At 50.5% G+C, this 21,639-nt stretch carries 19 protein-coding genes; all 19 read left to right on the top strand.

The genetic code is table 11. The annotated features are described in order from the left end of the window. The first annotated feature begins 159 nt into the window (after positions 1-159). On the top strand, positions 160-1,137 hold the full coding sequence (locus J7E21_RS09685) for an ABC transporter substrate-binding protein (RefSeq protein WP_215107057.1): 978 nt from the start codon (positions 160-162) through the stop codon (positions 1,135-1,137). Next, a complete protein-coding gene (locus tag J7E21_RS09680) occupies positions 1,130-2,122 on the top strand; it encodes a FecCD family ABC transporter permease (protein ID WP_215107055.1) in 993 nt (330 codons plus the stop codon). The genes J7E21_RS09685 and J7E21_RS09680 overlap by 8 nt, the downstream gene beginning before the upstream one ends. After that, complete coding sequence (locus J7E21_RS09675) at positions 2,123-3,583, top strand: adenosylcobinamide amidohydrolase (protein ID WP_215107052.1); 1,461 nt, start codon at positions 2,123-2,125, stop codon at positions 3,581-3,583. Beyond that, positions 3,580-4,530 (top strand): adenosylcobinamide-phosphate synthase CbiB, encoded by a 951-nt coding sequence (cbiB, locus tag J7E21_RS09670; protein WP_215107051.1) that lies wholly within the window; start codon positions 3,580-3,582, stop codon positions 4,528-4,530. The genes J7E21_RS09675 and cbiB overlap by 4 nt, the downstream gene beginning before the upstream one ends. After that, positions 4,517-5,590: a pyridoxal phosphate-dependent aminotransferase gene (locus tag J7E21_RS09665; protein WP_215107049.1), complete on the top strand. Its 1,074-nt coding sequence runs from the start codon at positions 4,517-4,519 to the stop codon at positions 5,588-5,590. The genes cbiB and J7E21_RS09665 overlap by 14 nt, the downstream gene beginning before the upstream one ends. After that, positions 5,575-6,120: a bifunctional adenosylcobinamide kinase/adenosylcobinamide-phosphate guanylyltransferase gene (locus J7E21_RS09660; protein ID WP_215107047.1), complete on the top strand. Its 546-nt coding sequence runs from the start codon at positions 5,575-5,577 to the stop codon at positions 6,118-6,120. The genes J7E21_RS09665 and J7E21_RS09660 overlap by 16 nt, the downstream gene beginning before the upstream one ends. 11 nt (positions 6,121-6,131) lie before the next feature. Next, complete coding sequence (gene cobS / locus J7E21_RS09655) at positions 6,132-6,902, top strand: adenosylcobinamide-GDP ribazoletransferase (RefSeq protein WP_215107046.1); 771 nt, start codon at positions 6,132-6,134, stop codon at positions 6,900-6,902. Then, a complete protein-coding gene (locus tag J7E21_RS09650) occupies positions 6,875-7,459 on the top strand; it encodes a histidine phosphatase family protein (protein WP_215107045.1) in 585 nt (194 codons plus the stop codon). Before cobS ends, J7E21_RS09650 begins: the two co-directional genes overlap by 28 nt. Continuing rightward, the gene (locus J7E21_RS16285) at positions 7,411-7,830 is read left to right on the top strand and encodes a bifunctional adenosylcobinamide kinase/adenosylcobinamide-phosphate guanylyltransferase (protein WP_215107044.1); all 420 of its coding nucleotides are present in this window, start codon (positions 7,411-7,413) and stop codon (positions 7,828-7,830) included. The genes J7E21_RS09650 and J7E21_RS16285 overlap by 49 nt, the downstream gene beginning before the upstream one ends. Next, positions 7,802-8,392: a cob(I)yrinic acid a,c-diamide adenosyltransferase gene (locus tag J7E21_RS09640; RefSeq protein ID WP_215107043.1), complete on the top strand. Its 591-nt coding sequence runs from the start codon at positions 7,802-7,804 to the stop codon at positions 8,390-8,392. Before J7E21_RS16285 ends, J7E21_RS09640 begins: the two co-directional genes overlap by 29 nt. 2 nt (positions 8,393-8,394) lie before the next feature. Next, the gene (locus J7E21_RS09635; RefSeq protein ID WP_215107042.1) at positions 8,395-8,868 is read left to right on the top strand and encodes an ECF transporter S component; all 474 of its coding nucleotides are present in this window, start codon (positions 8,395-8,397) and stop codon (positions 8,866-8,868) included. Beyond that, positions 8,868-9,542, top strand: a complete 675-nt coding sequence (locus J7E21_RS09630) for an alpha-ribazole-5-phosphate synthase (protein ID WP_215107041.1) — start codon at positions 8,868-8,870, stop codon at positions 9,540-9,542. Before J7E21_RS09635 ends, J7E21_RS09630 begins: the two co-directional genes overlap by 1 nt. A gap of 304 nt (positions 9,543-9,846) precedes the next feature. Beyond that, complete coding sequence (locus J7E21_RS09625) at positions 9,847-11,985, top strand: (Fe-S)-binding protein (protein ID WP_215107039.1); 2,139 nt, start codon at positions 9,847-9,849, stop codon at positions 11,983-11,985. 598 nt (positions 11,986-12,583) lie between these two features. After that, positions 12,584-13,777 (top strand): acetyl-CoA C-acetyltransferase, encoded by a 1,194-nt coding sequence (locus tag J7E21_RS09620; RefSeq protein WP_215107037.1) that lies wholly within the window; start codon positions 12,584-12,586, stop codon positions 13,775-13,777. 2 nt (positions 13,778-13,779) lie between these two features. Beyond that, positions 13,780-14,631: a 3-hydroxybutyryl-CoA dehydrogenase gene (locus J7E21_RS09615; protein ID WP_215107035.1), complete on the top strand. Its 852-nt coding sequence runs from the start codon at positions 13,780-13,782 to the stop codon at positions 14,629-14,631. An 18-nt stretch (positions 14,632-14,649) separates the two neighbouring features. Further along, a complete protein-coding gene (locus tag J7E21_RS09610; protein WP_215107033.1) occupies positions 14,650-15,786 on the top strand; it encodes an acyl-CoA dehydrogenase in 1,137 nt (378 codons plus the stop codon). Positions 15,787-15,803: 17 nt separating this feature from the next. Next, positions 15,804-16,943, top strand: coding sequence for an acyl-CoA dehydrogenase (locus tag J7E21_RS09605; RefSeq protein WP_215107031.1), 1,140 nt, complete (start codon positions 15,804-15,806; stop codon positions 16,941-16,943). A 15-nt stretch (positions 16,944-16,958) separates the two neighbouring features. Continuing rightward, on the top strand, positions 16,959-17,600 hold the full coding sequence (locus J7E21_RS09600) for a TetR/AcrR family transcriptional regulator (RefSeq protein ID WP_215107028.1): 642 nt from the start codon (positions 16,959-16,961) through the stop codon (positions 17,598-17,600). Positions 17,601-17,605: 5 nt separating this feature from the next. After that, positions 17,606-20,857 (top strand): fused isobutyryl-CoA mutase/GTPase IcmF, encoded by a 3,252-nt coding sequence (icmF, locus tag J7E21_RS09595; RefSeq protein WP_215107026.1) that lies wholly within the window; start codon positions 17,606-17,608, stop codon positions 20,855-20,857. Positions 20,858-21,639: the final 782 nt, after the last annotated feature.

Genomic DNA, 21,639 nt, shown 5'->3' with positions numbered 1-21,639 from the left:
CATGTTTTCAGCCGCACAGCCAGAGTGGCTTATGACCCGAGGAGCTAGGCGCTGGAACTGGACACCAAGAAAAGTGGAAGCGCTTGAGCAACTGGGCAATTCATTCCCGAGCGAGCGCTTGGTAGGGAAAATATAAAAAAACACTAGGAGGAAGAAGAGATGAAAAAGACATGGAAATTTGGGGTGGCTGCAGGAATGGCCGCTATCGTATTGACTGGTTGCGGCGACGAGGCGGCACCGGTAGAAGAACAGGACGTTGAAACGCCGGCTGAACCGCCTACGGAAGTGGCGGAAGCGGAATTCCCAGTAACATTAGTCGATGCAGTGGGTGATGAAGTCGTCATTGAAGAACAACCGGAATCATTCGTCTCGATGATTCCTTCCAATACGGAAATTGCTTACGAACTGGGGCTCGGCGAAAAAATGGTCGGGGTTTCTGATTTCGATAATTATCCGGAAGAAGTAGCAGATATTGAGAAGATTGGCGGACAGGAATTCAATGTGGAAAAAATCATTAGTTTGCAGCCGGATGTCGTATTAGCTCATGAATCCGGGCTTGGTATGGGGAAGGAAGGGCTTCAACAATTGCGCGATGCCGGACTGAACGTCTTCGTCGTGGAAAATGCTGAAAGCTTTGAGGAAGTGTATGAAACGATTTCAGTCATCGGGCAAGCGTCGGGTGCAGTAGAAGAAGCAGACGCCTTAGTTGAAGAAATGGAAATGCAAGTGGCGGAAATTGAAGAAATGGCAGCAGGCGTCGAAGAATCGAAGTCGGTCTTTGTGGAAATCGGCAGCGAACCGGAACTTTATACAGCTGGGTCGGGCACGTTCATTGATGAAATGCTGACGATAATTCAAGCAGAAAACGTAGCAGGAGATCAACAAGGCTGGATCAGCATGGACCCGGAAGCAGTTGTCGCGGCCAATCCTGATATCATCATTACGACTGAAGGTTCTTATGTCGAGAACGCTGTCGAGCAGATCAAAGAACGGAGCGGTTACGCGGATATCACCGCGGTCAAGGAAGATGCCGTTTATGATTTGGATTCTGACACGGTGACACGTTCAGGCCCACGCCTAACGGAAGGCTTAATGACGCTGGCAGAATTGATTTACCCGGAGACATTCGGTGAATAAAACCGTACTCGCCTACTTGGTTTCGCTGTTTTTACTAAGTGGATCTGTAGTGCTGGGTGTGACGGTGGGGACCGTGCCGATTTCACCGGCTGTTATTTGGAATCCATCTTCTGATGCAATGGCTGCGAATATTTTATGGAATATCCGCATGCCGCGTGTCGTTTTGGCGGGACTGGTCGGTGCGGCATTGGCGATTGCAGGAGCGGCTTTTCAAGGATTGCTGAAAAACCCGCTCGCTGACCCTTACACTTTGGGAGTGTCTTCCGGTGCCGCAGTCGGCGCCGTGATGACGCTCTTTTTCGGTATTTCCATCCCGTTTCTCGGCATGTTCACTTTGCCGGTCATTAGCATGATCGGTGCCTTGATCACGATGCTTGCGGTGATGGGCTTTGCGCGCCTCGTGGACCGGTCGATGAAAATGGAGACGGTCATTTTGACTGGTATTATTTTCAGTTCGTTTTTAGGTTCCATCATTTCCTTGATGATCGCATTGACTGGCGAAGAGCTCAGGCAGATTATCGGCTGGCTGCTCGGCAGCGTATCGATGCGCGGCTGGCCTTATGTGCAGATGGCGCTGCCGTTTATCCTGATCGGATCGTTCGTCTTATGGCTTTACCGCAGGGAATTGAACGCCATGCTGTTCGGCGAAGAGCGAGCACAGCACTTAGGTGTCGAAGTCAAAAAAAGCAAGATGGCGATTTTGATTGGTGGGTCGGTGTTGACCGGAGCGGCGGTTGCCGTGTCCGGAACGATTGGTTTTGTCGGATTGGTCGTGCCGCATATGACGCGGCTCGTCTGGGGATCGGATCATCGCCACTTATTGCCGTTATCGTTTATTAACGGAGCGGCACTGCTGATTGTCTGTGACTTGGTGGCGCGGATGATCATTTCGCCAACGGAATTGCCGATTGGCGTCATTACAGCGTTTATCGGGGCTCCGATATTCGCATTGATCTTTTTCCGCCAGCGTAGAGGAGGGCTTTAAATGTTGCAAATCGAAAATATTTCGGGCGGCTACGGCGATAAAAAAATCGTCGATAGCTTATCCTTTCAAGTCGAAAAAGGCTGCATGCTCGGCATACTCGGACCGAACGGCAGTGGCAAGTCGACGTTGATGAAACTGATCAGCGGCGTCTTACCACCGACAGACGGTGAGGTGCGGATTGATGGCAGAGCGCTCGCCGATTTTCCGGCAAAAGAACTGGCCCGGAAAATGGCGGTGCTGCCGCAGCTCCACGCCCATGCCTTTTCCCACACGGTACGCGAGACGATTTCACTCGGCAGGTACCCGCATCAAAGCGGCTGGTTTTCTTCCTGGTCCGAAGAAGATGAAGCGGCTGTGCAAGAAGCGATGCAACTCCTGAACGTCAGCCAATACGAGACGACCTTGATCGAACAAATGTCCGGCGGCGAACAGCAGCGTGTTTTTGTGGCGCAGGCATTGGCGCAAAATGCTTCGATCTTATTGCTTGATGAACCGACCAATCATCTCGACATCAATCACCAAAAAGAATTATTGGATACGATCAAAAAACAAGCGATCGAAAAAGAACTGACGGTCGTCTCCATTTTTCACGATATCAATTTAGCTGCAATGTATTGCGACGAACTACTGCTGTTGGACGAGGGACGGATTGTCCGCATCGGCGAACCGCACGAAGTCGTCAGGACGCATGATGTTGAGTCTGTCTACAAAACGCGCGTCAGCAACCATCCCCATCCGGAATTGCCGAAGCCGCAAATCACATTATTGCCAGGTGTGCGCAGACACGCAGCAGAGCAAACCGTGCGGGCATGCGATTTTCTGGTAACCCCGGAATTTGTCGTTTACCAAAGCGAGTGGCCGTTAAAGACCGTGTCGTCCGCAGTGGTCAATGCAGGGTCCGGCTGGTTCCGCAATTTCATTAACCGCCGCGTCGACGCCACTTATAACATCGACAATAGCTATGAAGAAATGGTCGGCTATATCGAAGACAGCGGATTGAAAGCGACCGATACAGTGGCAATGATGACTGCTGTCCGCACCGAACATGCCATCGTCCGTGAATACGAGGCTGATTTCGGCACCATTGTCGTGTCGGTGACAGCTGGTGTAGGAAACGGCGTCGATGTCTCGCAAGCCGTTTCGCGCGAACTGCGCGTCGGCACGATCAACACATGGATTATGGTTAACGGCATTTTGTCAGATGAAGCGTTTATCCAAGCGATGATTACCGCGACCGAGGCGAAAACAAAAGCATTGCAGCACGAAGAAGTTATCGATCCGCTGACCGGAACGATGGCGACCGGAACATCAACAGACAGCTGCCTTGTTGCCGCAACGCAATTGGGTGAGGCGCTGCCTTATGCAGGGCCTATCACAGAAGTCGGGAAACTTATCGGGGCAGGCGTTTTTGAATGTACCGTAGAAGCGATCCACCTTTACCGAGAGGCCAAAAAAACATGATCTATCATGTTCTGGCGATCGGGCTCGGCTTAGTGCTCGACCGCCTGATCGGTGATCCCCCGACGTGGCCGCATCCGGTGCGCTGGATCGGTTCACTGATCAATTGGCTGAAACGGCTGAACGTTCCAAAGTATGCGTTCCGCAATGGCTTTATTATGCTGGCGATTGTTTTAATAACGGTCGTTTCAATAACCGTTGGGCTCGTTTCTGGCGCATATGCAGTGAGTCCGGTGATCGGCGTCGCGGTTGAAGCTGTCTTGATTGCTGCCGGTTTGTCGCAGAAAAGCTTGAAACAGGCGGCAGAAGATGTTTACGCGCCGCTTGTCCAAAAAGATTTCGCGCTTGCGCGGGAAAAACTTTCGTGGATTGTCGGCAGGGACACAAACGCGCTCGGGGAAAGCGAAATTACCCGCGGAGTCGTCGAAACCGTATCGGAAAACACGAGCGATGGCATTACCGCGCCGATGTTTTGGGCGCTGCTGTTTGGTGCTCCTGGGCTATGGCTGTATAAAGCAGTGAATACGTGTGATTCCATGGTCGGCTATAAAAATGAGGAGTTCCGGGCGTTCGGGTTTGCTTCTGCAAAATTCGACGACATCTTAAACTATGTTCCGAGCCGCATAACCGGTTTTTTAATTGTTGTGCTCACTAGAAATGACAGCGGCATGCCCTTGAAAAAGCGGCTGTCGATCTGGCTGCGCGACGCACCGAAACACCCAAGCCCGAACAGCGGCTGGCTGGAAGCGGCGACTGCGGTGCAGCTTGGGGTCGAACTTGGCGGTGTCAATTCTTACAGCGGAGTCCGCTTGATTCGCGCGAAAATGGGAGAACCGCTCGTTGAACTTGAAGTACAGCATATTAGGCGCGCCGTGCATCAAATGCACGTTGCCACTGTAAGCTTTTTCGTACTCATTGCGATAGGGGGAATGTTGTTTGAAATTGCCTGAACACGGAGCCAATCCGCATCGTTTGTACAAAGAAGCGGGACAACGGGAGCCAGCTGACATCATCGATTTCAGCGAAAACGTCCATCCGTTCGGGCCGCCTGCTTTTGTAAAACAACAATGGCCGGATTTTTTCGGTTTGCTGACGGCATATCCGGATCCCGAAGCCGAACCGTTCCGAACGGCAGCTGCGCAATATCACGGAGTCGAAAAAGCGCAAGTCGCGGCTGGAAACGGCGCGGCAGAAATATTCACTTGGCTCGCCAAACGCTACCGCAATAAACGCGTGCTGTTGGTGGAACCGGCATTTTCGGAATATCGCAGCACCTTGGAATCTGAAAATGCCCAAATAGTGGAAATAAATTTACAGCAATCTAATGCTTGGAAATTAAAGATAGAAGAAGTGAAAAAGAATATCGGTGGCTGTGATGCACTTTATGTGTGCAACCCTCACAATCCGACAGGCCGCTTGCTTGAAATTAACGAATTGGCGGAGATCGCAGAGTTATGCAGAGGGGTTTGTGAACTGGTCATCGACGAAGCGTTTATCGACTTTGTCGGTGAGCACGCATCCTTCATACCATGGCTGAAAGACTATCCGCACGTCATCATCGCCCGTTCTATGACCAAAATGTATGCGCTAGCCGGACTGCGCCTCGGCTATGTGGTTGCTGATTCGCCTGTTATCCGGCAACTGACGGAAGGAGCAGCTCATTGGAATGTCAACGGCTTAGCGGCCGTAGCCGGAGCCCGCTGCTTTTCCGAAGAGGCTTATCGCGTGCAAGTCATGGAAGCAGCCAGTAAAGAGCGCAAGAAAATGGAAGGTTTTTTAACGGAAGCAGGTTGTGTATTTATTCCTTCAGCAGCGAATTTCCTCTGTTTCCGTCTGCCGGATCCATCCAAGTCAGAACAGTTTTTCCGTGCGATGCTTGAAGCAGGAATCGTCTTGCGCCATACGTATTCGTTTCGTGGGATGGACGGCGAATGGTTCCGCATCGGCATGAAAAGAGCTGCGGCAATGGAGCGGCTGCGAAAGGAGATGCACCAATGGCTCACGAATTGATTTTTATCTCAGGAGGCGTGCGCAGCGGCAAAAGCGCTTATGCTGAATCACTCGCACGAAAAGCCCCGGGCGAACGTAGACTTTACATCGCGAGCGGTGTCGCCAATGATTCTGAAATGGCCGAGCGCATTACACGCCACCGGCAAGACCGCGCTAAAGACGGCTGGTGGACGATCGAACAGCCTCAGCAATTATCCGCAGTGCTGCCGCTCATCCAACCGGATGATGTAGTGTTATGGGATTGCGTCACGACATGGCTCGCAAATGAATTATATGAAGGGTTTGAGCAAGGGGAATTATGTGTGGAACAGCCAGGATGCATGGATCAAAAATGGAAAGAATTGCAGAAGACCATTGATGCGATTCGGAAACAAGCCACGCGTTTTGTCATTGTCTCAAACGAAATATTAGATGAGCCGCTTGCTGCGCCTCAATATCAAGAGTGGCTCGGGAAGATCCACCAATGGCTCACGCGTCACGCCGATCAGGCGATTGAAATGGAAAACGGCGTCGCAATTCGAAGAAAGTGATGGTGGGGCGGATGGCAAATCGAACAATCGGGGGCTTAGTGCTCGCATTTCAATTTTTCTCGGCCGTCCCCATCCATAAACAAGTACCGGTGAAAAAACCGCAAGTGACGGCGATGTATGCCTGGATGCCGTTCGTGGGTGCTTCATTCGGCGTGCTGCTCGCAGGAATTTTGTGGCTGTTGCGCGATATGTCAGATGCTAGTCCGCTTCTGATTGCTTTTATCCTTGCCGCCGCATTATGGGCGCTAACGGGCGGATTGCATATGGACGGGCTCGCAGATACGGGAGATGCGTATTTTTCGTATCAGGACCGGACGAAACGGCTCGACATTATGGGGGATCCGCGAATCGGCGCTTTCGGGGTGATGGTGCTCATTTTTGCGATTGCCGGAAAGATCATCCTGCTCGCAGAACTCATCCCGAACGTCCCACTGTTCGCCATTGCGGCTGTACCAATAATCAGCCGGATTGGCTTAGTCGTATTATTCAATACGGCAAATCCGGCTAAAAAAGACGGGCTGGCAGCATATTTTAAAAATTTGACCGACCATAAATTACTATACATATCAATGTCTGCCTGGTCCGTTTTGATGGTTTTAGCTTTATTGTTGATCTGCGGCTGGCCGATTGCTTTAGCCTTTGTGCTAGCTTCGGTTGTTGCAACGGTTCTCTATAAAAAATGGTGTGAAAAAAACTTCGGCGGAGTTACCGGGGATTTGCTCGGTGCTTTTGTGGAAGGAATGGAGCTGTTGTTATGGGGCATGCTTTTATTCTTCGTTTGATCCGCCATGCGCCGACTGCCGGCAATGTGCGAAAAGCGTATATTGGCTGGACCGACGAACCGGTTCTGCCATTCACCGTGCAACCAGACGAGTCCAAACAAGTTGTTTGGGGCAGCGACCTGTTGCGTTGCCGGCAAACGGCACAAGGATTTTTTCCGAATGCAAAGTACATTGCTGATTCGGATTTTCGGGAACTGCATTTCGGGGATTGGGAGAAAATGACCTATAACGACTTGGAAATGGATGCGCATTACCGCAGCTGGATTGACGATCCAAAAAAACTGGCACCGCCAAACGGTGAGTATTTTCAGCAGTTGGCGTGGAGAATCGATGCGGCTGTAGAGCGTTTTTCTGAGACTGGTGATTTTACCGTCGTCACTCACGGCGGCCCGATCCGCTATTTATTGTCGAGGGCAAACGGACAGCCATTTTTTTCGCAGCAAGCGGTGCACGGCCATTGCTATACGATAGCATGGACGAGCAAGTCGGCCTATAAGGAGGGACAGCGGTGCATATCATATTCGGCGGAGCCTTTAATGGCAAACGGCAATACGTAAAAGAACAACTCGCGGATCCCTCATTTAGCTGGCATGAAACGGAACTGCCGGCTCTTGGGCAAACGGCGATCATTGCCGGGGTGGAGCAATGGATCCGTAAGCAGCTGGAAGAACGTCAGTCTGAACAAGCTATTCTGGCCGCTGTCCAACAACTTGTAGATAGCCCGGGAGAACGGATTTGGATTTTGACGGATATCAGCCGTGGCATCGTACCGCTGGATCCGCTCGAGCGGCAATGGCGCGATGTTACAGGCAGGACCTATCAATATTTATTTAAGCAGGCACGGCATATTACACGCATTTGGTACGGCATACCACAAACAATCAAGGGGGATGGGCAAAATGAATATTTATACGAAAACCGGCGATAAAGGACAGACAGGTTTGATCGGGGCACGGACAGACAAAGACGCACCGCGCGTGGAAGCTTACGGTACCATCGATGAAGCGAATTCCTTCATTGGAAAAGCGATGACGGAACTCGAGCGTGACCGCTTCGACGATCTGCTGGAAGATCTGGAGACGATCCAAAACGAATTGTTCGATTGCGGCGGTGATTTGGCGGATGTCCGGAAAACACCGCAATACAAAACGAGCGAAGAATCGGTGGAGCGTCTCGAACAGCGCATCGATGTATTGATGGACGAGCCGCCGCTTCTTGAGCGCTTTATCCTTCCGGGAGGCACGCCGGCAGCGGCAACTTTGCATATCGCCCGGACAATCGTCCGACGCGCAGAACGCCAGACGGTCAGCTTGGCGAAGGCAGGCGAAGATTTTCCGCCGGTTGTCCAACGTTATTTAAACCGTTTGTCCGATTACCTATTCGCAGCGGCACGCGTCGCCAATGCGCGCCTCGATATACCTGATAATGAATACGTGCGTAGTGCCAAAGTGTTCAAAGACGGCGGCCGTTCGAAAAAAAGGGAAGAGTAAGGATGAAGACACAGCAAATAGCACTTGCCGCTCTCTTCATCAGCTTGTCGGCAATCGGTGGCATGGTGAAAATTCCGCTCGGCATTGCCTCAATTGCGCTCGATGCGATGCCAGCACTTGTCGCTGCTTTGTTTCTTGCAGCGCCGCTGGCCGGTTTTATCGCAGCAGCGGGGCATTTATTGTCGGCAATGTTTGGCGGCATGCCGCTCGGCCCGTTTCATCTATTGATTGCAGCTGAAATGTTTGCTATCGTCTGGCTGTTCGCGAAATTGCATCAAGGCGGAAAGGTTTGGCTGAAATGGGGAGTATTTATCATCGGCAACGGCATTTTAGCAGCGCTCCCATTTTACTTCCTGTTGTCGCCGGCATTTTTCTATGCATCCGTTCCCGGTTTATTGCTTGCGGCTTCCATTAATGCCGCTGTCGCCGCGCTTGTCTCGCCGTTTGTCGTACAAGTGGCGAAGAGGTTTGCCTGATGCGCAATGCATTATTTGTCGAAGGGCTGATCATCACTTCGGATAATTCTGCGGCCATAGGAGAAAAGCCGCTCGATGAGGTCCAAGTGCCGGATGCGCTCGTCGCAAAATTTGCCGCCCGCGTCGCACTGTCTGAGCAATGGGCCGCGGGAGGGGAAGTTTCCGCGATTGTGCTTCATAATTTTAGCGGGGAACAGCAGTGGTCCCGCTACATCGAAGGAATCGGGCAGTTATTTTCCGAATTGGACACCCCTTTGCCGCCAGTTTCCGGGAGCACTGAGAGCAATATGGCGACTCTACAATCCGGGCTGGCGGTGACGATGATCGGCCGCCGCGTTCGTGAACAAAAGGATGCGGATAAGCTCCATTGGTTCGTCTATGGCGAGCCGCTTGTCGGAGAAGCCGTGTTAAAGAAAACAGACAGGATCGCCGACTTGCGTATCGTGAAAAAAGCGCTCGACAATGGATGGATTGAGCTTATCTGGCCCGTCGGATCCCGCGGCATCGCGCACGAAGCGGAGCAGTTGTTTGGGAAAACGGTTGCGCTTTCTGACGGCTTTTTAGGTGAAGCATCGGCCGGTCCTGCGACATGTTTGCTGATCGGCGTCGAAGAAAGCAAAGTGCCAGAAGCAAAGCGCCATTTCGGCACGCAATTTTGCAAGTTACTCGAATAACTTCACGGCCGCTAATGAAGCGGCTTTTTTTCTGCCAAATAATTGACGGTATATAGCAGGAAGGCTCACAGAAACTGATTACACCATAAATGTGGGGTAAACAGCTGCGCTTATCAGGCAAGAGCTCAGCTGTTTTGCGTAATACCGACTTATGAAAATAATAAATAATCAATTTATTATAGATTTCTATTGACTGAATGCTCATTCACTTTTAAACTAGAACATAGTATCGACATTCTGCCGCAGTTCACGTAAACTTTGGATTAGAATTGGGGAGTTACATAATCAACAAGGGGGACTAAAGATGGAGTTTTTGCTCATCGCTAACTGGGTTTTATTTTTACTTGTAACCGCTTACGCTGCCTACTTGTTCATCTACTTGCTGAAGTCGCGTTATGACTTTATCAAACTTGGAAAAAAAGTGGAGTTTGAAGAAAACTTCAACGAACGGGTCCGTAAAGTGATGGTCAATGTCTTTGGCCAGAAAAAATTATTGAAAGATAAAAAGAGTGGCGCGATACACGTGATGTTCTTCTATGGCTTCCTGCTCGTGCAGGCGAGCGCCATCGATTTTATCATCAAGGGCTTATCGCCCGATTCACATTTGCCACTGGGTCCACTGTACCCGGCATTTACACTTTTTCAGGAATTCGTGACACTGATGATTCTTGTAGCTGTGGTCTGGGCATTTTACAGACGCTATATTGAAAAACTCGTCCGCTTGAAGCGCGGCTGGAAATCGGGACTTGTCCTGATCTTCATCGGTGGTTTGATGGTCACTGTTCTTGTCGGAAACGGCATGAACATGATCTGGCACGGCCACGAAGGCGCTTGGACCGAACCGGTCGCAACCGTCATCGCTGGCGCATTCGCTTGGTTGCCTGAAATTGCTGCAACAACGATTTTCTATATTATGTGGTGGGCGCATCTAATGTTCTTGTTGGTGTTTCTTGTCTACGTACCGCAATCCAAGCACGCTCATCTTATTTTCGGACCGGTCAACACATGGTTCCACCGTTTGGATCATGTCGGCCGCTTGAAGCCGATCAACTTTGAGGAAATGGAAGAAGATGAAGAAAACCCGGATGCGGAGCCAACATTCGGCGTTGGCAAGATTACGGATTTTACACAGGCACAAATGATCGACTTCTACGCTTGCGTAGAGTGTGGACGCTGTACGAATATGTGTCCGGCGACCGGAACCGGGAAAATGCTGTCTCCGATGGATCTCATCACGAAACTTCGGGACAACTTAACGAACACTGGCGCTGTTATGACGCAGAAAAAACCATGGGTTCCGGCAATGGCATTCAGCAATACGCAAGGAAACCAATTAGCGATGGCTGCCGGCGCGGAAGGTGTCAGCATCGACGATCTATACAGCCCAAGCTTGATCGGCGACGTCATCACGGAAGAAGAAATCTGGGCTTGCACAACTTGCCGTAACTGTGAAGACCAGTGCCCGGTCATGAACGAGCACGTCGACAAAATCATCGACCTGCGCCGTTACCTTGTAATGACGGAAGGGAAGATGGACCCGGATGCACAGCGCGCGATGACCAACATCGAACGTCAAGGCAATCCATGGGGCTTGAACCGCAAAGAAAAAGAAAACTGGAGAGACGCACGTCCAGATATCTCCATCCCGACAGTGAAAGAAGTCAGCAAAGCTGGAGAAGAATTCGAGTATCTGTTCTGGGTCGGTTCTATGGGCTCATTCGATAGCCGCTCACAAAAAATCGCCTTGTCCTTTGCGCGCTTGATGAATGAAGCGGGCATCAAGTTCGCCATTCTCGGCAACAAAGAAAAGAACTCCGGCGATACACCGCGTCGCCTTGGAAACGAATTCCTGTTCCAGGAGCTCGCAACGGCCAATATTAAAGAGTTCGAAAAAGCGGGCGTGACCAAAATCGTCACAATCGATCCGCACGCTTATAATATTTTCAAAAACGAATACCCGGATTTCGGCTTTGAAGCGGAAGTCTACCACCATACGGAAATGCTCTTTGACCTTGTCCAGCAAGGCAAGCTCAAGCCGCAGTTTGCAGTCAACGAGAAAATCACGTTCCACGACTCCTGTTACTTGGGCCGATACAACGATGTATACGACGCACCACGTGAGATTCTTAAAGCGATTGAAGGCGTCGAACTCGTTGAAATGGTCCGCAACCGCCAAGACGGCATGTGCTGTGGAGCGGGCGGAGGTCTTATGTGGATGGAAGAAGATGCCGGACACCGCGTCAATGTCGCCCGTACCGAACAGGCGCTTGAAGTGAACCCGACAATGATCTCTTCCGGATGCCCATACTGCTTGACGATGCTTTCAGATGGTACGAAAGCGAAAGAAGTCGAAGAGCAAGTCGGCACATATGATGTCGCAGAACTTCTGGAAATGGCTGTTCTCGGCAACGAAGCACCGCTAGTTGAAGAAATTGTCCAATAAAGAGAAACTTCAATCAGTGGGGGGCTTCATCCTCCACTGATTGTTAGTTGATCCAATCGGACTTTTCCGGCCTGTTGAACTCCTGCTTTTAGAAGTGGGAGTCTTACAGACCGTTAAAGCGGGATAATTCGATTTGCCAACTGACAGAAAATTGAGTAGAATAACAGCATAGAGAAAAAAAGAAAGGGAGTGCTACACTCCCTTTTCTTTTGGGATTTAACCGAGCGAGCGTTCAGTCAACTAGAAAAGCAAACCAGCCGTTCAGGTTCGACAGGCATAAGACGGGGTGGCGAAGCGGCGATTTTTGCCGCACAGCCGGATCGGCTTATGGCCCGAGAACCTGGCTGGAATTTGCTGGACACCAAGAAAAGCAAACCAGCCGTTCAGGTTCGACAGGCATAAGACGGGATGGCGAAGCGGCGATTTTTGCCGCACAGCCGGATCGGCTTATGACCCGAGAACCTGGCTGGAATTTGCCGGACACCAAGAAAAGCAAACCAGCCGTTCAACTTTATAAATCCAAAAAGCATCCGGTCAGTCCGCTTAAATTTTTTTCGGCATTATGAAAACGTTTCCAAAAAATGAGGAGGAATACAAAATGGCAAAAACAGTAATCATCGACGGAGCACGTACAGCATTCGGGAAATTCGGAGGTTCACTCAGTTCATTTACGGCAAGCGACCTGGGAGCAGCTGCAATCAAGGAAGCACTCAAGCGCGCACAAGTCAATCCGGAAGATGTCCAGGAAGTCATCATGGGCAACGTGCTTCAGGCAGGACAAGGGCAAATCCCTTCCCGCCAGGCAGCAAAAAAAGCCGGTATTCCATACCACGTTAAATCTGAAACGATCAATAAAGTCTGTGCATCCGGTATGCGTTCGGTAACGTTTGCCGACCAGATCATCCGTTTAGGAGACGAAGAATTGATCGTCGCAGGCGGCATGGAATCGATGTCAAACGCGCCGTATTATTTGCCGAAAGCACGCTTCGGCTTGCGCATGGGCGATTCACAAGTCGTAGACGGCATGATCCACGACGGGTTGTCTTGTTCGTTCCATCCGGACAAAGTTCATATGGGCACATACGGCAACACCACAGCTGAAGATTTTGAACTGACGCGCGAAAGACAGGACGAATGGTCTGCTCGTTCGCACGAGCGCGCAATCAAAGCCCGCGGTCATTTCGCAGAAGAAATCACAGCGCTAGAAGTGCCTCAGCGTAAAGGTGATCCAATCAAAGTCGACCAGGACGAATCGCCGCGTGAAGGCACTACGGCAGAAGTTCTTGCGAAACTGCGCCCGGCATTCGGCAAAGAAGGCACGATCACAGCAGGAAATGCACCAGGAATCAATGACGGAGCAGCGGCACTCGTATTGATGAGTGAAGAGCGCGCGCAAAAAGATGGCAAAACCATCTTGGCGCATGTGTTATCGCATACAGAAGTCGCGGTCGAACCGCACCGATTCCCAGAAACGCCGGGAATTGTCATCAACCAATTGCTGAAGAAAACCGGCAAAAAAATTGAAGACATCGATCTTTTCGAAATCAACGAAGCATTCGCAGCAGTGGCGCTTGCGAGTTCGAAAATTGCGGGTCTTGATGAAGAGAAAGTCAACGTCAACGGTGGTTCTGTCGCACTTGGACATCCGATCGGTGCAAGCGGAGCGCGCATCATCTTGACGCTCGCTTACGAATTGAAACGTCGCGGCGGCGGGATTGGCATCGCAGCGATCTGCTCAGGCGGCGGACAAGGCGATGCAGTTATGATCGAAGTGCCGAAAGGGGAAAAATAACAATGGCTATACAAAACGTTATGATCATCGGAGCTGGCCAAATGGGCTCCGGTATTGCGCAAGTATGCGCACAAGCTGGATTCAACGTAAAACTGAATGACATGAAACAAGAAGCATGTGAGCGCGGCATTGCAAACATCACGAAAAACTTGTCACGCAACGTCGAAAAAGCCCGGATGACAGAAGAGGAAAAATCACAAGTGCTCGGCCGCATCCAATCTTCTTTGGATTTGAAAGATGCACATGATGTCGATATCGTCATCGAAGCGGCTGTCGAGAGCATGAAGATCAAATCAACGATCTTTAAAACTTTGGACGAGGTGGCACCGAAGCATGCGATTCTTGCTTCGAACACATCCTCTCTCCCAATTACGGAAATCGCCGCAGTGACAAACCGTCCGGAACAAGTTATCGGCATGCACTTCATGAATCCGGTACCGGTTATGAAATTGGTCGAAATCATCCGTGGCCTTGCGACAACGGACGAAGTTTATCGAGCAGTAGAAGACATGACGGTGAAGTTATCGAAGACGCCGGTCGAAGTGAACGACTTCCCTGGATTTGTCGCTAATCGCATCTTGATGCCGATGATCAACGAAGCGATTTTCACGCTGCAAGATGGCGTCGCAACAAAAGAAGCGATCGATGAAGTGATGAAGCTCGGCATGAACCACCCGATGGGACCGCTGGAGCTGGCTGACTTTATCGGACTTGATACATGCCTCTATATCATGGAAGTGCTGCATGAAGGTTTCGGCGACAGCAAATATCGTCCAAGCCCGCTCCTGCGCCAATACGTCAAAGCCGGCTGGCTCGGCAAGAAAACCGGACGCGGTTTCTACGAATACAACTAAGATTTAGGGGGAGCCGTTATGGACCTGCACTTTACAGACGAACAATTAATGATGCGTAATATGGTGCGCGATTTTGCAAAAGAAGAAATTGCACCTTTCATCGAACGGATGGAAGAAGGCGAATTCCCAACTGAAATCATCAAGAAAATGGGCGGGCTCGGATTGATGGGCATCACCGCACCGGAAAAGTACGGCGGTTCTGAAATGGACTTCACATCTTACATCACGGCGATTCATGAACTATCCAAGGCGAGCGGCGTCATCGGCGTCATCTTGTCGGTTCATACATCTGTCGGCACAAACCCGATCATCAATTTCGGAACGCAAGAGCAGATTGCCAAATACGTACCAAAATTGGCGTCGGGGGAATATTTAGGCGCGTTCTGTTTAACAGAGCCTTCCGCAGGGTCGGACGCGGCAGCGCTGAAAACACGGGCGGTAAGAAACGATGACCATTATGTCTTGAATGGTTCAAAAGTTTACATCACGAACGGCGGCGAGGCCGATACGTATATCGTGTTCGCGTCCACTAATCCTGCAGCAGGCCCGCGCGGAGTTTCCGCGTTTATCGTGGAAAAAGATTTCCCGGGATTCGTCGTTGGAAAAGATGAAAGAAAAATGGGCCTTCACGGTTCCCGCACTGTGCAATTGACGTTTGAAAATATGAAAGTGCCAGCTGAAAACTTGCTCGGCGAAGAAGGCAAAGGCTTTTCGATCGCCATGGCCAATTTGAACGCTGGCCGCATCGGCATCGCTGCACAAGCACTCGGCATCGCAGAGGCAGCTTATGAACATGCGGTCGCTTATGCGAAAGAGCGCGAGCAATTCGGCAAATCGATTGCCCAGCAGCAGGGCGTCGCATTCAAGCTCGCTGATATGGCGACTTCGGTTGAAGCGGCTAAATTAATGGTCTATAACGCAGCTGATATGTACGGAAAAGGCATCGAGTGCAATAAAGAATCGTCGATGGCGAAACTGTTCGCTTCCAAAGCGGCGATGGACATCACAACTGAAGCGATTCAAGTTTACGGCGGCTATGGCTATACGAAAGACTACCCGGTCGAGCGCTTGTTCCGCGACGCCAAAGTCACGGAAATTTATGAAGGCACGAGTGAAATTCAACGCATCGTCATCAGCAAGCAACTATTAAAATAATTGGGGGAATACACACAATGAACTTTCAACTTTCTGAAGAACATAAAATGATCCGCAAAATGGTACGCGACTTCGCGAAAAACGAGGTTGCACCAACAGCAGAACAGCGCGACGAAGATGAAAGCTTCGATATGGCCATCTTCCATCAAATGGCAGAACTCGGCCTGACAGGCATTCCGTGGCCGGAAGAATACGGCGGTATCGGTTCGGATTATTTGGCGTATTGCATCGCGGTCGAAGAGTTGTCCCGCGTCGACGGTTCTGTCGGTGTTATCCTCTCTGCCCACACATCTCTTGCCGGATGGCCGGTCTATACGTTCGGTACGGAAGAGCAAAAGCAGAAATACTTGCGCCCGATGGCAGAAGGCACAAAAGTCGGCGCTTACGGATTGACGGAACCGGCTGCTGGATCGGATGCAGGAGGCATGAAGACAAATGCAAAAGAAGACGGCGACGATTACATCTTGAACGGCTCTAAAATCTTCATCACAAACGGCGGCATCGCCGACATTTATGTCGTGTTCGCGGTTACAGACCCGAACTCAAAACATAAAGGAACTACAGCCTTCATCGTAGAAAAAGATTTCGAAGGCTTCTCGGTCGGCAAAAAAGAAAGAAAGCTCGGCATCCGTTCAAGCCCGACAACGGAAATCATTTTCGACAATTGCCGCGTCCCGAAAGAAAACGTTCTCGGCGAACTTGGCCAAGGCTTTAAAATCGCTATGCAGACACTTGACGGCGGCCGCAACGGCATCGCAGCACAAGCTGTCGGAATCGCACAAGGCGCAATGGATGCAGCAGTGGATTACGCGAAAGAGCGCGAGCAATTCGGTAAGCCGATTGCAGCAAACCAAGGCATTTCCTTTAAACTTGCAGACATGGCGACATCGATCGAAGCTTCACGCCTGTTGACGTATCAAGCAGCATGGCTCGAGTCGAACAAGCTGTCCTACAGCAAAGAATCCGCTATGGCGAAATTGATGGCCGGCGACACGGCGATGAAAGTGACGACAGAAGCGGTACAAGTATTCGGCGGCTACGGCTATACGAAAGACTATCCGGTTGAACGCTTTATGCGCGATGCGAAAATCACGCAAATCTACGAAGGCACACAGGAAATCCAGCGTTTGGTCATTTCCCGTATGGTCACGAAATAAACGGAGGGTGGGCCTATGACGAAAAAGCGTGAAATTCAGTCCTCCGTGAAAGACGAAAGCCTGATTGAAAAGCGTCGTGAACAGATGATCCGCGGCGCTGTCACGCTCTTTAAGGAAAAAGGCTTTCACCGGACGACGACTAGGGAAATTGCAAAAGCAGCCGGCTTCAGCATCGGCACGCTGTATGAATATATACGCACGAAAGAAGATGTGCTCTATCTCGTCTGCGACTCGATCTACGATGAAGTGAACATGCGTCTCGGCCGGCTGGATTTGGAAAAAGGCTCGATCGAATCACTCGTAAAAGCACTCGAGCAGTACTATACATTGATCGACGAGATGCAAGATGAGTTTGTCGTTATGTACCAAGAGTCGAAATCCTTGCCGAAAGATGCTCTGCGCTACGTCTTGACGAAGGAAATGGAAATGACCAAGCTGTTTGAACGCTTGCTGGCGAATTGTGTGGCGTCAGGAGAACTATCGCTTAAGCCGAAAGAAATCGTTTTGGCTTCGCATCATTTATTCGTCCAAGGGCAAATGTGGGCGTTCCGCCGCTGGGCCATGAACGACTACACAATCCAAGAATTTATCGAAATGCAAACGAAGTTTCTGCTGCAGGGGATGGCAGGGGAAAAAATCACGATACAGGGGGCTTGATCATAATGGCTACTATTCAAGAAAACACTACGTATCAGCCGAAACACCATGTCCGGTTCGTTACGGCATCCAGTTTGTTCGACGGCCACGACGCATCGATCAACATCATGCGCCGGATTTTGCAGGCAAACGGTGTGGAAGTAATTCACCTCGGGCATAACCGCTCAGTGGAAGAAGTCGTCAATGCGGCAATCCAGGAAGATGTCCAAGGGATTGCCATTTCATCTTACCAAGGCGGTCACATGGAATATTTCAAATACATGCATGACTTGCTTCAAGAACGTGGTGCAGGCCATATCCAGATTTACGGTGGAGGCGGCGGCGTCATTTTGCCGCGCGAAATCCGTGAACTGGAAGATTACGGCATTGCCGGCATTTTCTCTCCGGAAGATGGCCGTAAAAAAGGATTGCAAGGCATGATCGCGGAAATCGTTGAGAAATGTGATTTTTCGACAGTGAAAGAAGATGTCTCGCTCGACGAGCTGTCTGCTGATAACCCGGTAGCACTTGCAAATGTCATCACGACTGCCGAAGAAGCGCATACGAGAAATCTCGACACAGCCGACTTGATGAAAGCGGTTCGCGAAAAAACGAAAAACACGCCAGTTCTCGGAATTACCGGAACAGGGGGAGCTGGAAAAAGCTCCTTGACGGATGAATTGATTCGCCGTTTCTTGACAGAATTGCCGGGCAAGAAAATCGCCATTTTGTCAATCGACCCGACGAAACAAAAAACGGGCGGAGCGCTACTCGGCGACCGTATCCGCATGAACGCTATATTCAATAAGCGCGTCTTTATGAGGAGCCTTGCGACGCGTGGTTCAAGAACAGAGTTGTCCGCAGCGATCGGCGATGTGCTCGATGTCGTGAGAGCGGCAGGATTCGATTTGATTATCGTGGAAACGAGCGGAATCGGCCAGGGCGACGCTGAAATCGCGGGCATTTCCGATGCTTCGATGTACGTCATGACGAGCGAATTCGGTGCGCCGACGCAGCTCGAGAAAATCGACATGATCGATTACGCAGACCTCATCGTCATCAATAAATATGAGCGCAAAGGTTCAGAAGATGCACGTCGCCAAGTGCAGAAACAATACCAGCGCAGCCATTTATTATGGGACAAAGACTTGGACGAAATGCCGGTATACGGCACCATCGCCAGCCAGTTCAATGACAAAGGTACTAATGCTTTGTTCGCAGCACTCGTCGGCACGCTCAACGAAAAATGCGGCACCGACTGGGAAACGAGCTATGAGGCATTCGCCAAAACACAAAAAGAGAATTTGATCATTCCGAATGACCGCCGCTATTATTTGCGGGAAATCACGGAAACGGTGCGCGGCTATCATGCGAAAAGCGCAGAGCAAGCTTCATTTGCGCGCCGCTTGTTCCAGCTTGAAGGCGCTATCGAAGAAGTCAAAAACAACGCGCCGAATGATGCGCTCGTCCAATCATTGGAATCACTTGCTACAGGGGTGCGCGATGAATTGACCGCAGAATCGAAACGCATTCTCGACAACTGGGATTCCTTGCAGTCCGATTATGCCGGTGATGAATTAGTTACCAAAGTGCGCGATAAGGAACTGCGCACATTGCTGCGGACAGAAAGCTTATCAGGCATCAAAATTCCGAGAGTGGCATTGCCGAAATTCAAGGATTACGGCGAAATTTTGCGCTGGGTCTATGCCGAAAACGTACCTGGTGCATTCCCGTATACAGCGGGCGTGTTCCCGTTCAAACGTGCCGGTGAAGATCCGAAGCGCCAGTTTGCTGGTGAAGGAACACCTGAACGCACGAATAGAAGATTCCATTATTTGTCAAAAGGTGACGACGCGAAACGCTTGTCGACCGCATTTGATTCGGTAACGCTGTACGGAGAAGATCCGGATCACCGTCCTGATATTTACGGTAAAGTCGGCGAATCGGGCGTTTCCATCTGTACGCTCGAAGATATGAAGAAATTGTATGCCGGCTTTGATTTGTGCTTGCCGTCGACATCTGTATCGATGACAATCAACGGACCTGCGCCGATTATTCTCGCGATGTTCATGAACACGGCAATCGACCAGCAAGTGCAGAAAAAAGAAGAAGAGCTTGGACGCACGCTGACGGTCGAAGAGTTTACTGAAGTGCGCGAAGGTACAATGCAAGTCGTCCGCGGTACTGTACAGGCGGATATTCTGAAAGAAGACCAAGGACAGAACACTTGCATCTTCTCAACGGAATTCGCGCTGCGCATGATGGGCGATATCCAGCAATACTTTATCGACAAAAAAGTGCGCAACTACTACTCGGTTTCCATTTCCGGCTACCATATTGCAGAAGCTGGCGCGAATCCGATTTCGCAGCTGGCGTTCACCTTGTCGAACGGCTTCACATATGTCGAGTATTATTTGAGCCGCGGCATGAACATCGATGATTTCGCTCCGAACTTGTCGTTCTTCTTCTCGAACGGCCTCGACCCGGAATACACGGTCATCGGACGTGTGGCACGCCGCATCTGGGCAATCGTCATGCGCGATAAATACGGCGCTAATGAACGCAGCCAGAAGCTGAAATATCACGTCCAAACTTCGGGCCGCAGCTTGCACGCGCAGGAAATCGATTTCAACGATATCCGCACGACTTTGCAGGCACTCATGGCATTGCAGGATAACTGCAACTCGCTCCACACGAACGCTTATGATGAGGCGATTACGACGCCGACAGAAGAATCGGTGCGCCGCGCGATGGCGATTCAAATGATCATCACAAAAGAGCACGGCCTTTCGAAAAACGAAAACCCGCTGCAAGGCGCTTTTGTCGTCGAAGAACTCACAGAATTGGTCGAGCAGGCCGTCTTGACGGAATTCGACCGCATCGATGACCGCGGAGGTGTTCTTGGCGCAATGGAAACGCAATACCAGCGCGGCAAGATCCAAGAAGAATCAATGCATTATGAAATGAAAAAGCATACCGGCGAATTGCCAATCATCGGGGTCAACACTTACTTGAACCCGAATCCGCAGTCCGACGATGACATCAATGCGATGGAAATCGCCCGGGCAACGGAAGAGGAAAAAGAGGCGCAAATCAACAACTTGCGCTCGTTCCAGGAACGCAATCCATCAGATGAGGCATTAGAGCGCTTGAAACAAGTAGCCAAAACCGGCGGCAATATTTTCGAAGAACTGATGGAGACAGTCAAAGTCGCAAGCCTTGGACAAATCACCACAGCACTCTACGAAGTCGGCGGCCAGTACCGCAGAAATATGTAAAATCTATTCCCTTGTCCAGAAATGGGCAAGGGGATTTTTTATTGGAATCATTTTGTTGAAGTGTTTAAGTGAAATCTATCTTTATTGATCCATTTCAAGGTTTTGGTGAAGAAGCTTATTTGGACAAGTTAGTGAGATGAACTATTCACTTATTGGTTCATCACGGAATGGCCGCCTTCCGCTTAGGGCATGCCTCCCGCAATGAGCCAAAAAGAACGCTTGTCTCATCGCTTCGGCTAGCCAATGAATTGGCGAAAGGGAGTTGAGCACAGTTTTTCATCCACTGAGTCCACTGGTTGATGACGCTTAGCTCGGCTAGAATGCGGACGAACTAGTTGGACAAGCGAGCGAGATGGACTATTCATTGATCGGTTCATCTTGAAGTAGTCGCCTTCCGCTTGGGGCATGCCTCTCGCAATGAGCCAATAAGAACGCTTGTCTCATCGCTTCGGCTAGCCCGTGTGCGCGGTGCGGCTTGGAGATTACGTTGGAGTTTTTGTGTGATAAAGTGACTACCTTTGATCGGTTTTGTCGGCTAGGATGAAGCTTATTTGGACCAGGGAAGTTTTGAGAAATCGTCTGGAGCAGATTAGGCTATTTGGATAAGTTAGTGAGGTGAAAAGTTCAATGGTTGGTTCATCGCGAAGTAGTCGCCTTCCGCGATGAGCCAAGAAGGGCACTTGTCTCATCGCTTCGGCTGGCCCGTATGCGCGGTGAGGCTTGAAGATTTCATTGAAGTTTTTGAGCGATGATGCGACTGCTTTGAACAGGTTCATCTGCGG

It is taken from the genome of Planococcus sp. ISL-109, from assembly GCF_018613655.1.
GTDB lineage: Bacteria > Bacillota > Bacilli > Bacillales_A > Planococcaceae > Planococcus.
The sequence above is the reverse complement of the archived record's forward strand: the minus strand, read 5'-3'. Positions and strand labels throughout refer to the sequence as shown.